This is a genomic window from Antarctobacter sp. (assembly GCF_034670325.1).
Classification (GTDB): domain Bacteria; phylum Pseudomonadota; class Alphaproteobacteria; order Rhodobacterales; family Rhodobacteraceae; genus Antarctobacter.
Window position 1 is genome coordinate 63,087 of record NZ_JAXMNR010000004.1, and the last position, 12,242, is coordinate 75,328.

Below are 12,242 nucleotides of genomic sequence, written 5' to 3' on the forward strand. Positions count from 1 at the left end.
CTGCGCCTGTCCAGCGTGTTACCCTGTCCCGCGTTATTCGGTATCGGTGGCGCGCACGCCCAGAATGGCGATCATCGCCACCAGCGCCAGCAGCGTCACGGCGGCATTGAACGGCTGCCAGTTGGCGACCACCACGGCCACCAAGGCCCAGATCACCGTCATGCCGTATTCCGGCGCGCGGTGCAGGCGGTACTGGATCGTCACCGACAGTGCCAGACACAGCGCCAGCGACAGCAGCGCCGCCGGGGTGGGGGGCATCCAGCCATAGCCGCCGATCACCACGCCAAGCGACACACAGGAGGCAGCCGTCAGCCATCCGGCGTAGACGGCCACCGGCCCCTCTTGCAGCCAGCGGTCGGTATCGCCGACGCGGCTGAGTGCGACCAGCGCGCTGGCCAGCATGATCCAGATCAGCACCGTGGCCGCGATGGGTGACATTTGCGCCACCGGCAGCCAGATCGTGCCGACGGCAAGGCTGACAAACAGCGGCGCGCGCATCGGCTGCCAATCCGCATCATCGCCCCGCCGCAGCAGGCCGAAGCCCGCGCTGACGATCAGCCAGACATAGATCAGACCCCAGATCGCAAAGGCGTAGCCCGCAGGTTGCACCGGAGGATCCTCCAGCACCACGGGGAATTGCGTCGGCTCATACCCGTTGAAGCCGGGGGCGAGCCAGGGGGAGGCCGCAAAACTGACCGCCGCAAGCAGGCAGAGGAGGGCCCAGAGGCGGCTCATGCCAGCGTGCCCTCGGCGGTCAGGCGGGTGCGGCCGCGCAGGTAGGGGTGCAGCACCTCCGGCAGGTCGACAGAGCCATCCGCCTGCTGGCCGTTTTCCAGCACCGCGATCAGGCAGCGCCCGACGGCAAGGCCCGATCCGTTGAGCGTGTGGACAAATTCGGGCTTGCCGCCCTCGGTGGGTTTGAACCGCGCGTTCATGCGCCGGGCCTGAAAGTCACCACAGACCGAGACAGAGCTGATTTCGCGGTAGGTGTTCTGACCGGGTAGCCACACCTCGATGTCATGGGTGCGCTGCGCGCCGAATCCCATGTCGCCGGTGCACAGCACCACGGTCCGGTAGGGCAGGCCCAGCCGTTCAAGGATACCCTGCGCGCAGCCGGTCATGCGGTCATGTTCCGCAAGGCTGTTTTCGGGTTTGGTGATCGAGACCATCTCGACCTTTTCGAACTGGTGCTGGCGCAGCATCCCGGCGGTGTCGCGGCCTGCGCTGCCCGCCTCGGAGCGGAAGCATTGCGAATGGGCGACGTAGCGGCGGGGCAGATAGCCCTCATCGACGACCAATCCGTTGACGATATTGGTCAGCGTCACTTCGGAGGTGGGGATCAGCCACCAGCCGTTGGTGGTCTCATAGCTGTCCTCGCCGAATTTCGGCAGTTGACCGGTGCCATACATCATTTCCGGGCGCACAAGGACCGGGGTCCATGTCTCTGTCAGGCCGTTTTCCTCGATATGGGTGTCGAGCATGAACTGCGCCAGTGCGCGGTGGATGCGGGCCACGGCGCCGGAGAGCACGACAAAGCGCGCGCCAGAGAGTTTGGCGGCAACCTCGAAATCCATGCCCGGTTTCACGCCGTCGAGGTCGTAGTGCTCTTTGGGCGCGAACTCGAAGGTGCGGGGCGTGCCCCAGCGGTGGATCTCGACATTGTCATCTTCGTCTGCGCCGTCGGGCACATCCGGGTGCGGCAGGTTGGGCACGCCCATGAGCAGGTCGGTCAGTTCGCTGTCCAGCGTCTTGGCCTTGTCCTGCATCTGGGACACTTCGGCCTTTTTCTGGCCGACAAGGGCGCGCAGACGTTCAAATTCCGCCTCGTCGCCGCTGGCCTTGGCCTTTCCGACCTCTTTGGAGGCGCGGTTCTGGTCGGCCTGCGCCTCTTCGGCGGCGGTGATCGCGGCGCGGCGGGCGGTGTCGAGGTCCAGCACGGATGACGACATTGCCTCCACTCCACGGCGGGCCAGCGCCGCATCCCAGGCGGCGGGGTTTTCGCGGATGGCGCGGATGTCGTGCATGACAATCTCCAGTGGTCAGATGAGTCGGGGCGGTTATGCCCGATCTTGCCGCAGGACGGTAGAGGGGCGGGGGGCCTTTGGGCGCGCGCTCAACGGGTTGGCGCGAATTGTTGCCGCAGCCAGTCGTCTATTGGCACCACCAGCGCCTCTTCGTCGCGGGTGACGGCGACGATCACGGCGATGACGCGGCGGGCCGCGCCCGTCCCGGAAAGCACCGGGCCGCCGGATTGGCCCGGTTCGACCCGGCAACCGATGCGCCAGAGGCCGGAGGTTTCCGTGCCATAACACAGCGGCGTGACGGTCAGCCGGTGCGGGCGCGAGCGGCGATATCCCATCAGCGTCAGCGGGCCGGGCAGGGCGGCGGTGCCGATGGTCAGCGGCGCGGGGGCAAGCGCCTCTGTCAGGTCGATGACAGCGATGTCATGGCGCAGGTCGAAGGTGCCTTCGGAATAGGCAAGCGGGTGCACATGCACCGCCTTGATCCGGGACGCGCCGCTGTGGTCCGTACCGTCCCAGCCCGCGACAAAGACCATATCGGTGATGCGTTTGAGATAGCCGTCCTCTGGCCGGGTGACGCAATGGGCCGCGGTCAGCGCGCGGTCCGGGGCGATCAGGGTGGCGGTACACATCTCGGCGGTGCGGTAGCTGGCGGTGTTGAGCCGCCCGATGGCGGGCTCATCCTCGGCCATCGCGGTTCGGGGCAGGCCGCAACACAACAGCAGCGCAAGGCCGGTCAGGCCGATGTTCCACACCGCTGACAAGCTGTCCCGCAGGGCCGAGAAGACTGGCCGCATGTGTCCCTCCGATCCGGTTGACCGGGGCGTCAGACCCGGCCTTTGCCCCTTGTGATACCCAAGCGGGGTGGACCTGTATATTTCCCGCAGGCGACCGCGACAAAGTCACCTTTACGTCAGAGCGGCGCAGCGTACCGGCCTACCTTGCATCTGACCTGCGCCGCGCATAGGTTCCGGCCAACTTTCGCGGGGGGTGCCCCGTCGCAAATCAACAGGAGCATCCCAAATGGACGCAAGCGCAATCGGCCAGTTTCTTCCGCTCATCCTGATCTTCGCGATCATGTATTTTCTGCTGATCCGTCCGCAGCAAAAGAAGATGAAACAGCACCAGAACATGGTCAATGCCGTGCGCCGGGGCGATCAGGTCGTCACTCAGGGCGGATTGATCGGCAAGGTCGCCAAGGTCAAGGACGACAAGGAAATCGAGGTTGAGATCGCCGAAGGCGTCAAGGTCCGCGTGGTCAAGCAGACCATCGCTCAGGTCCTGTCGAAGACCGAACCGGCAGAAAGCTGATACCAGATGCTGCAGGTCGATCTCTGGAAACGCGTGCTGATCTGGATGACCGTTGCGGTTGGCCTGATCCTTGCCACGCCAAACGTCTTTTACAACCGGGTCGAGGTCCGCAACGACGCTGTAAAGGCGATTGATGCGGGGTTCGACACGACCGAAAACCGGGATGCGGCGGCCACATGGCCGTCGTTCCTGCCTTCTGGGCTGGTGAATCTGGGGCTGGACCTGCGCGGCGGCGCGCATCTGCTGGCCGAGGTTCAGGTCGAGGAAGTCTACGAGGCCCGCATGGAGGCGCTTTGGCCCGAGGTGCGTGATGTGTTGCGCGATGCGCGCGACACCGTGGGCACCATTCGCCTGCAGCCGTCGCCCACCAAAGGCGAATTGCGGGTCAAGATCTCGGAACCGGGCGGCATGGACCGGGCGATGGAACTGGTGCGCGGCCTTGCGCAGCCGGTGGTGTCGTTGACCGGCGCCGGATCGACCGACATTGTTGTGCGCGGGGAGGACGACGTGGTTGTCGTTTCGCTGTCCGAGGCTGAACAGCAGGCCATGGACAACCGCACCATGCAGCAAAGCCTTGAGATCATCCGCCGCCGCATCGACGAGGTCGGCACGCGGGAACCGACGATCCAGCGGCAGGGCTTTGACCGTATCCTGATTCAGGTGCCGGGCATCGGCTCGGCGGCGGAACTCAAGGCGATCATTGGCACCACCGCGCAGTTGACCTTTCAGCCGGTCATCAGCCGCACCACCGATGCAAGCGAGCGCCCCGGTGCGGGCAATGAACTGGTCCCCGCGCTGGACGACGAAGGCGTGTTCTACATCCTCGAACAGGCCCCCGTTGTCACAGGTGAGGAACTGACCAACGCGCAACCCGCCTTTGACCAGAACGGCCGCCCGGCGGTGAACTTCAGCTTCAACCCGTCAGGTGCGCGCAAGTTCGGTGACTATACCGCCAGCAATATCGGCTCTCCCTTTGCCATCGTGCTGGACAACGAGGTGATCAGCGCCCCCGTCATCCAGAGCCATATTCCGGGCGGATCGGGCATCATCACCGGCAATTTCACGGTCGAGGAATCGACTCATCTGGCGGTTTTGCTGCGCGCCGGTGCGCTGCCTGCCAAGATGGTGTTCCTTGAAGAGCGCACAATCGGCCCGGAACTGGGACAGGACAGCATCGACGCGGGCAAGATCGCGACGGCGGTGGCCTTTGTCGCGGTGCTGGTGTTCATGGCGCTGAGCTATGGCTTGTTCGGGGTCTTTGCCAATATCGCGCTGATCCTCAACATCGCGCTGATCTTTGGCCTGTTGTCGCTGATCGGGGCCACGCTGACATTGCCGGGCATCGCGGGGATCGTGTTGACCGTGGGTATGGCGGTGGATGCCAACGTGCTGGTGTTCGAGCGTATCCGCGAGGAACTGCGCACCGCCAAGGGGCCGGCGCGGGCGATCGAACTGGGCTATGAAAAGGCGCTGTCTGCGATCATCGACGCCAACATCACCACCTTTATCACGGCGGTGATCCTTTATGTCATGGGCTCCGGTCCGGTGCGCGGCTTTGCCATCACGCTGGGCTTTGGCATCCTGACCTCTGTCTTTACGGCGATCTTTGTCACGCGGCTCTTGATCATCATCTGGTTCGAACGCCGCCGTCCGAAAACCATCGAAGTATAAAGGGGGCTCGTCCTGACATGCGCCTGAAACTGGTTCCCGAACAGACAAAGTTCGATTTCTTCTCTCGCCCGGTCCTGTGGCTGGGCATTTCGGCGGTCTTGATCGCCCTTGCGCTGGCAAGCTTTGGCCTGCGCGGTCTGAACTACGGCATCGATTTTCGCGGCGGCACCACGATCCGGACAGAAACCTCTGTTCAGGTGGATGTCGGCCAGTATCGCGATGCGCTGGCGGCGCTGGAACTGGGTGACGTCGTGATCTCGGAGGTTTTTGACCCCAATTTCCGCGACGACCAGAACGTCGCCATGATCCGCATCGGCGCGCAGGACGGAGAAGAGGCGGTCAGCACCGAAGTGATCGAACAGGCGCGGTTGGCGCTGGCCGAGGTGGCCCCGGACATCAAGTTCGTCTCGGTCGAATCGGTTGGTCCCAAGGTGTCGGGTGAGTTGATCCGCACGGCGGCCATTGCGGTGATGCTGGCCATCGGGGCAGTGCTGATCTACGTCTGGCTGCGGTTCGAGTGGCAGTTTGCCGTGGGGGCCGTGGCGGCGCTGGTGCATGACGTGGTGCTGACCATCGGTATCTTCTCCGAGCTGCAGATCCGGTTCGATCTGGCAATCATCGCGGCTTTGCTGACCATCGTGGGCTATTCGCTGAACGATACGGTGGTGGTCTTTGACCGGGTGCGTGAGAACCTGATCAAGTTCAAGTCGCTGACATTGAAAGACGTGCTGAACCTGTCGATCAACGAAACGCTGAGCCGGACCTTCATGACCTCTGTCACGACCCTGTTGGCGCTGATTGCGCTGTTTGTGCTGGGCGGCGACGTGATCCGCGGCTTTGTCTTTGCGATGATCTGGGGTGTGATCGTCGGCACCTATTCGTCGATCTTCGTGGCCTCGACGATCCTGATGCGTCTGGGTGTGAAGCGCGACTGGTCCAAGCCGGTGGACACCACCGGCAACCAGTTCGGCGATATTGATGCCTGACCTGTTCGGCCTGGCCCCGGTGGGGCTGGGCTGGCTGATCGCCGCAGGGTTTCTGGGCGGTCTGGTGCGCGGCTTTTCCGGCTTTGGCACGGCGATGGTGTTTCTGCCGGTCGCTGCGCCCATCCTTGGCCCGTTCGGGGCAATTCTTGCCCTGACCGTCATGGATATCTTTGGACCGCTGCCGAACCTGCGGCGGGCCTGGACACAAGTGGACAAACCCGATCTATGGCGTCTGTTGGCGGGTTGTGCGTTGGCGCTGCCGGTGGGCCTGTGGGTGTTGACGCGGGTGGAACCAGAGGTCTTTCGGTATGCCGTCAGCCTTGTGTCGCTGGGGATGCTGGCGGTGCTGTTGCTGGGGATGCGGTATCGCGGTGCAGTGTCGCGCGCCATGGTGGCAGTCATCGGCGCGGCGGCGGGGCTGTTGGGCGGTCTGGCGGGGCTGCCCGGTCCGGTGGTGATCCTGTTCTACATGTCGCGGGTGCTGCCGGTGGCGGTGATCCGGGCGACGATCCTGTTGTTCCTGTTCTTCTTCGACCTGCTCATTGTCGGTTTCATGACCGGGATGGGCCGGGTCACTTTGGCGGGCGCGGCTTTGGGGGTGTTCTTGGCTGTGCCCAATGTGGTGGGCAACTGGCTGGGCGGGCATCTGTTCCGGCCTGACCGCGAGCGGCTGTACCGCGCGGCGGCTTATCTCCTGATCGCGCTGGCGGCCTTGTCTGGCCTGCCGGTTTGGGGGTAGGAGAGGATCATGCGACTGAATGAGATCACCTATACCGATGCCGTGCCGGTGGATGGCTATGGACCGGGATTTTTCCGCGTGGGCGGGACGGTCCATCAGGGTCCGCTGCTGATCTGGGACCGGGGCCGCGCCGATTGGGGCGGGCTGGACGATGTCGAGACGCTGCTGAGCATGGTGGGTTTGGTGGACGTGCTGTTCATCGGCACCGGGGCCGAGACGGCGCATGTGCCGGCAGGTCTGCGCGCGCAGCTTGAGGAGGCGGGGTTGGGCGTCGAGGCGATGAATTCGCCCTCCGCCTGCCGCACTTACAACGTCTTGCTCAGCGAAGGGCGGCGGGTTGCGGTAGCGGCACTGCCGGTCTGAACCGTTCGGGCAGAGGCGATTTTTCGTCGAAAAATCGTTTTGCCGGGGGCGTGGCGTCGCGGAGGCCGCTATCGGGACTTCGTCGTTTGGGTCGGTCAGAGCTTCGGGATCATCCCCGGCTTTTGGTCGCAAACACAGTGGCATAGGGCCAGCGCATCCTGATCTTTCCACCCTCTCGAAGCGCTTCGGCACCGCTCTTCAAGTCATTGAGGATGGCCTCTTTCGCATCCGGTTCCTGCGCGTCCAACAGCATCGGCGCGCGCACGATCCCCTTGTAAAGCAGATCAATCAGGTCGGTGCCGGTGTCGCCGATCCAGATCGACATGTTCTTTTGAAAGACCACGGTCCCAAAGCCTGCTGCCCGCAGCGCCTGACGTGCTTCAGGTTCTTGCGCAAAGCGGAAAGGCGGTGGCGCGGGGGGCAGATCGACATCGACGGTGCCATGCGCGTTGACCGCCGTCATGAGCATCCCCATCAGATCCCAGCCTTCGGCAGGAGGACGCCAAGCGGTGTAGGCATAAAGGCCTCCGGGCCGCAGGACACGCGCCGCCTCTGCCAGCGCCCGGTCCGGATCGCCAAGATGCCACAACCCAAAGGCACATGTGGCCAGATCGAACCTGGCATCTTCGAAGCTCAGCGCCTCGGCATCGGCCACGGCAAAGTGTGCGGACGGCACGCGCGTCTTGGCGATGTCGACCATCGGCTTGGCAAAGTCGACGCCGGTCACATCCGCCCCGTTCTGCGCGGCGGCCATTGCCAGATCTCCGGTGCCACAGCAGATATCCAGCAAGCTCTGACCGGTCATCTCACCCAGTCCTGCCAGCACGGGGCCAATGGCCTGCCGGGTCACAGAGGCGAAATGGTCGTCGTAAAACCGGGCCTTCTCGGTCCAGCCGCGAAGTTCCATGTCCTTGAAGCTGTCCATAGTCTTGCCTCGCAGAGCGTTGCCTCTGCGCAAGCATAAGGAAGAAACCGACCACATCCACAGCTTTTACCGTCAGGCGACAGTGACAGGCCGGAACTTTGCGGTGTGGCCTGCGCAGGAGGGCATCGCGTCGCGGCACCTGCTTGGGTCTTTTGCGGCGCGCGGGGCTGGGTTAAGCCGGGTGTCATGGAACTGACGGTTGCAGATCTGACGGTGGCGCGCGGCAGTGTGCCTGTTCTGGACGGGGTGAGCTTTGCTCTGCCCCCCGGTCGGGCGCTGGTGCTGCGTGGGCCGAACGGTGCGGGCAAGACCACGCTGTTGCGCACCGTCGCCGGGTTGCAGCCCGCGATGGCGGGAGAGGTTACCGGCGCGGGCGAACGGATTGCCTACGCGGGTCATGCCGACGGGTTGAAGACCATGCTGAGCGTGGCGGAGAACCTGCATTTCTGGGCGCGGGTCTTTGGCACATCGGGCATCGACGGGGCGCTGGCGGCCTTCAACCTTGTGGCGCTACAGGACCGGCTGGCCGGGACACTGTCGGCGGGGCAAAAGCGGCGGCTGGGTCTGGCGCGGTTGATGGTCACCGGGCGGCCGGTCTGGGTGCTGGATGAGCCGACCGTCTCGCTGGACACCGAGTCCGTGGCGCTGTTCGCCGGGGCCGTCCGCACGCATCTGGGGCAGGGGGGATCGGCGCTGATGGCGACGCATATCGACCTGTCCATCCCCGAGGCGGATGTGTTCGATGTGACGCCCTATCGCGCCACGCCGCGCGCCGCCGTTCAGGACGAGGCGTTCCTGTGATCGCGCTGCTGACACGCGATCTGCGGCTGGCGGTGCGGGCCGGGGGTGGCTTTGGCCTTGGGCTGGCGTTTTTCCTGATCGTTACCGTGCTGGTGCCGTTTGCCGTTGGTCCGCAAACCGGCCTGCTGACGCAGATTGCGCCCGGTGTGCTATGGATCGGCGCGCTGCTGGCCTGCCTGCTGTCGCTGGACCGTATCTTTGCGCTGGACTGGGAGGATGGATCGCTGGATCTGCTGGCCACAGCGCCGCTGCCGATGGAGGGGATTGTCAGCGTCAAGGCGCTGGCCCACTGGATCACCACGGGCCTGCCTCTGGTGCTGGCCGCGCCGCTGTTGGGGGTGTTGCTGAACCTTGCCGGGCCGGGCTATTTGTGGCTGTTTGTCAGTCTTGCCCTTGGCACGCCCGCGCTGTCGGTGATCGGCACCTTTGGCGCGGCGCTGACCGTGGGGCTGAAACGCGGCGGGTTGCTGATGTCGCTGCTGGTCCTGCCGCTGTATGTGCCGACGCTGATATTCGGTGCCGAGGTGGCGCGGCGCGGGGCTGAGGGGCTGGCGGTGGAAACGCCGCTCTTGATGCTGGCGGGGATCAGTTTCGGGGTCACCGCGTTGTTGCCGTTTGCCAGTGCGGCTGTCCTACGGATCAACCTGCGGTGAGCGCGCGGTGGTGACGTATTGCACCCAAGCGATATTTGCGCTGTAACCCCGGAAAAGGGAGGCCAGAGGCCATGTCGATCTGGGAATACGCCAATCCGGTCAAGTTCATCCGCACGGCGGATGTGCTGTTGCCTTGGGTCACATGGGCGGCGGCCATTTGTCTGGTCGTCGGTCTGGTCTGGGGATTCTTCTTTACGCCCGAGGATTACCGGCAAGGGTCCACGGTCAAGATCATCTATCTGCACGTCCCGGCGGCCATGATGGCGATCAATGCGTGGATGATGATGCTGATCGCCTCGCTGATCTGGATCGTGCGCCGCCATCATGTCAGCGCATTGGCCGCCCGCGCCGCAGCCCCCATCGGGGCGGTGATGACGGTGATCGGCCTTGTGACCGGGGCGATCTGGGGCCAGCCCATGTGGGGCACGTGGTGGGCCTGGGACCCGCGCCTGACCGTCTTTCTGATCCTGTTCCTGTTCTACCTTGGGTACATGGCCCTGTGGGAGGCGATCGAGGACGATGACACCGCCGCTGACCTGACCTCTATCCTGTGCCTTGTGGGATCGGTCTTTGCGGTGCTCAGCCGCTATGCGGTGCAGTTCTGGAACCAGGGCCTGCATCAGGGATCGTCGGTGCTGCGGGCGGGGGCGGTGACCGGTGCAGATACCGGCGAAAAGGTCAGCAACGTCTATTTCATGCCGCTGATGATATCCGGCATCGGGTTTGTTCTGCTGTTTGTGGCGCTGGTGCTGCTGCGCACCCAGACCGAAATCCGCGCCCGCCGGGCGCGCGCGCTACTGGCACGGGAGCGGATGGCATGATGCCCGAACTGGGAAAATACGCGGTCACGGTGCTGGCGTCTTATGGCGTGTCATTGCTGCTGCTGCTGCTTTTGGTGGTGGCCAGCGTCCGCCGGTCGCGCAAGGTCCGGGCGGATCTGCAACGCATCGAGGAGCGACAGAAGAATGGCTAGGCTTTCCCCGCTGATGATTGCCCCTCCGCTGATTTTTGCCGGAATCGGGCTGATGTTCTATCTGGGGCTGGGACGTGAGGGCAAGGATGACCTCGAGTCCATGTTCGAGGGCAAACCGGCCCCGGCGATGACCGATGTGGCCCTGACCGGCTATGACGCCATCACGCCAGAAATGCTGGCCTCTGGTGAGGTGACACTGGTCAACTTTTGGGCCAGCTGGTGCCCGCCGTGCCGCGTCGAACACCCCGTATTGTTGCAGATGCAAAAGGACGGGCTGCGCATCGTCGGCGTCAACTTCAAGGACCAAGAGGGCAACGCGACCAAATACCTGACCGAGGACGGCAACCCCTTTATGGCGGTGGCCTTTGATCCGGCGGGGCGCACAGCCATCGACTGGGGTGTGACCGCCCCGCCAGAGACCTTTATCCTTGATGGCGACGGCACGGTGGTTTTCAAGTTCGTGGGGCCGCTGGTGGGGTCAGACTATGAACAGCGTTTCGTGCCCAAGCTGAACGCGGCGCTGGGGCGCTAAAAAGATTTCCCTGAGAGACTTCTTTGGGACGCGGTAAACTCGGCCTTGCGTGCGAGTCGAAGCGTTTTCGTCAGAAGATTTTTCAGGGAGGGGTATATGATCCCACGATTTACCGGACTGATCGTTGCACTGGCCGTTTCCGGGACTGTGGCCCAAGCCGAGCCGAGCCTTGACCGCGGTCGTTACCTTGTCGAGGGGCCTGCGGGCTGCGGCAACTGCCATACGCCGTTTGGGCCGCAGGGCCCGATGATGGAGAAGGCGCTGGCCGGGCGGTTGGTCGACAAGAACCCCGCCTTTACCGCCATTTCCGCCAACATCACACCCGCGGGGGCGGTGAGCGGCTGGAGCGATGCGGAACTGGCAAAGGCGATCCGCGAAGGGCTGCGCCCGGACGGATCCATCATCGGACCGCCGATGCCGTTTGCCATGTATCGCGGATTGTCGGATGACGACGTGATGAGCATGGTGATGTATCTGCGCACCGTGCCCGCGGTCGAAAACGATCCGGGTAAGAGCACCTACAACATCCCGCTGCCGCCCGCCTATGGCCCGCCCATCGACAGCGTGCCGCACCCGGAGGAGGGCGTGAGCGTCGCCTATGGTGCTTATCTTGCCGGGCCGGTGGCCCATTGCATGGAATGCCATACCCCGATGGGCGAAATGGGACCGATGCTGGACACCCGGCTGGGCGCGGGCGGGTTCGAGTTTCACGGGCCGTGGGGCACCTCTGTCGCGGCGAACCTGACTTCGCACGAGGATGGGATAAAGGACTATTCGGATGCCGAACTGCGCGACATGATCACCAAGGGGATGCGTCCGGAGGCAGAGCCTATGATGCCGCCCATGCCCTATGGCTATCTGGCGCAGATGACCGCGGATAATCTGTCAGCGGTGATCCTGTACCTGCGCAGCCTGCCGCCGTTGCCTGACGAGGGCTGACAGGAGGCTGACACAGCGCCAAGAGGTCTGCGATCACTTCTCGCAGGCCGCGACCGTTGCGGTGGGGGCTGCGCAATTGTGGTTGCCCGTGTCCTGCCCGGCATACGCGCCGATCACGGCCAGCATCAACAGCACGGCGGCCTGTATCAGTGTAATGGTTTTCATGGTTCTGCCTCATCCGTCTTTATGCCCAAGAGATGGGATCATAAGATTGATTTACAGGGGGAAATCGGTGCCGCGCAGGTCAGGAATACCCGCAATGAGAAGGATTTGCGCGGAATCCGGCAGTGTTGCCCGCGAAATTGGCGGATCACTGCCAGCCGCCGTG

The 12,242-nt window shown here is 64.0% G+C and carries 16 protein-coding genes; 11 read left to right on the forward strand and 5 right to left on the reverse strand.

Annotated features, from left to right (window positions below; translation table 11 throughout):
- Positions 1-33: 33 nt before the first annotated feature.
- The 3 genes from VOI21_RS10855 to VOI21_RS10865 all read right to left on the reverse strand — a co-directional run bounded on the left by VOI21_RS10855 (position 34) and on the right by VOI21_RS10865 (position 2,818).
- Positions 34-735: a hypothetical protein gene (locus VOI21_RS10855; protein WP_323769889.1), complete on the reverse strand. Its 702-nt coding sequence runs from the start codon at positions 733-735 to the stop codon at positions 34-36.
- Positions 732-2,024 carry a serine--tRNA ligase gene (gene serS / locus VOI21_RS10860; RefSeq protein ID WP_323769890.1) on the reverse strand — a complete coding sequence of 431 codons (1,293 nt, stop codon included), beginning with the start codon at positions 2,022-2,024 and terminating at the stop codon, positions 732-734. The genes VOI21_RS10855 and serS overlap by 4 nt, the downstream gene beginning before the upstream one ends.
- 89 nt (positions 2,025-2,113) lie before the next feature.
- Positions 2,114-2,818, reverse strand: a complete 705-nt coding sequence (locus VOI21_RS10865) for a trypsin-like serine peptidase (RefSeq protein ID WP_323769891.1) — start codon at positions 2,816-2,818, stop codon at positions 2,114-2,116.
- A gap of 226 nt (positions 2,819-3,044) precedes the next feature.
- Between VOI21_RS10865 and yajC the strand changes: the two genes are divergently transcribed.
- Genes yajC through VOI21_RS10890 form a run of 5 tightly spaced genes read left to right on the forward strand, consistent with a single transcriptional unit; the run spans position 3,045 to position 7,091 of the window.
- Positions 3,045-3,332, forward strand: coding sequence for a preprotein translocase subunit YajC (gene yajC, locus VOI21_RS10870; RefSeq protein ID WP_323769892.1), 288 nt, complete (start codon positions 3,045-3,047; stop codon positions 3,330-3,332).
- A 6-nt stretch (positions 3,333-3,338) separates the two neighbouring features.
- Positions 3,339-5,003: a protein translocase subunit SecD gene (gene secD, locus VOI21_RS10875; RefSeq protein WP_323769893.1), complete on the forward strand. Its 1,665-nt coding sequence runs from the start codon at positions 3,339-3,341 to the stop codon at positions 5,001-5,003.
- A gap of 17 nt (positions 5,004-5,020) precedes the next feature.
- Complete coding sequence (secF, locus tag VOI21_RS10880) at positions 5,021-5,989, forward strand: protein translocase subunit SecF (RefSeq protein WP_323769894.1); 969 nt, start codon at positions 5,021-5,023, stop codon at positions 5,987-5,989.
- Positions 5,982-6,728, forward strand: a complete 747-nt coding sequence (locus VOI21_RS10885; protein ID WP_323769895.1) for a sulfite exporter TauE/SafE family protein — start codon at positions 5,982-5,984, stop codon at positions 6,726-6,728. Before secF ends, VOI21_RS10885 begins: the two co-directional genes overlap by 8 nt.
- Before the next feature lie 9 nt (positions 6,729-6,737).
- Positions 6,738-7,091 (forward strand): Mth938-like domain-containing protein, encoded by a 354-nt coding sequence (locus VOI21_RS10890; RefSeq protein ID WP_323769896.1) that lies wholly within the window; start codon positions 6,738-6,740, stop codon positions 7,089-7,091.
- A gap of 109 nt (positions 7,092-7,200) precedes the next feature.
- Here the strand turns inward: VOI21_RS10890 and VOI21_RS10895 are convergent, their stop codons facing one another.
- Positions 7,201-8,016 (reverse strand): class I SAM-dependent methyltransferase, encoded by an 816-nt coding sequence (locus tag VOI21_RS10895; protein WP_323769897.1) that lies wholly within the window; start codon positions 8,014-8,016, stop codon positions 7,201-7,203.
- 186 nt (positions 8,017-8,202) lie between these two features.
- Between VOI21_RS10895 and ccmA the strand changes: the two genes are divergently transcribed.
- The 6 genes from ccmA to VOI21_RS10925 all read left to right on the forward strand — a co-directional run bounded on the left by ccmA (position 8,203) and on the right by VOI21_RS10925 (position 11,914).
- A complete protein-coding gene (gene ccmA / locus VOI21_RS10900; RefSeq protein ID WP_323769898.1) occupies positions 8,203-8,817 on the forward strand; it encodes a heme ABC exporter ATP-binding protein CcmA in 615 nt (204 codons plus the stop codon).
- Positions 8,814-9,470, forward strand: a complete 657-nt coding sequence (gene ccmB / locus VOI21_RS10905) for a heme exporter protein CcmB (RefSeq protein ID WP_323769899.1) — start codon at positions 8,814-8,816, stop codon at positions 9,468-9,470. Before ccmA ends, ccmB begins: the two co-directional genes overlap by 4 nt.
- 71 nt (positions 9,471-9,541) lie before the next feature.
- Complete coding sequence (gene ccmC / locus VOI21_RS10910) at positions 9,542-10,291, forward strand: heme ABC transporter permease CcmC (RefSeq protein ID WP_323769900.1); 750 nt, start codon at positions 9,542-9,544, stop codon at positions 10,289-10,291.
- Positions 10,288-10,443: a heme exporter protein CcmD gene (ccmD, locus tag VOI21_RS10915; protein WP_323769901.1), complete on the forward strand. Its 156-nt coding sequence runs from the start codon at positions 10,288-10,290 to the stop codon at positions 10,441-10,443. The genes ccmC and ccmD overlap by 4 nt, the downstream gene beginning before the upstream one ends.
- The gene (locus VOI21_RS10920) at positions 10,436-10,975 is read left to right on the forward strand and encodes a DsbE family thiol:disulfide interchange protein (protein ID WP_323769902.1); all 540 of its coding nucleotides are present in this window, start codon (positions 10,436-10,438) and stop codon (positions 10,973-10,975) included. The genes ccmD and VOI21_RS10920 overlap by 8 nt, the downstream gene beginning before the upstream one ends.
- Positions 10,976-11,071: 96 nt before the next feature.
- A complete protein-coding gene (locus tag VOI21_RS10925; protein WP_323769903.1) occupies positions 11,072-11,914 on the forward strand; it encodes a c-type cytochrome in 843 nt (280 codons plus the stop codon).
- Positions 11,915-11,947: 33 nt separating this feature from the next.
- Here the strand turns inward: VOI21_RS10925 and VOI21_RS10930 are convergent, their stop codons facing one another.
- Positions 11,948-12,079: a hypothetical protein gene (locus VOI21_RS10930; RefSeq protein ID WP_323769904.1), complete on the reverse strand. Its 132-nt coding sequence runs from the start codon at positions 12,077-12,079 to the stop codon at positions 11,948-11,950.
- Positions 12,080-12,242: the final 163 nt, after the last annotated feature.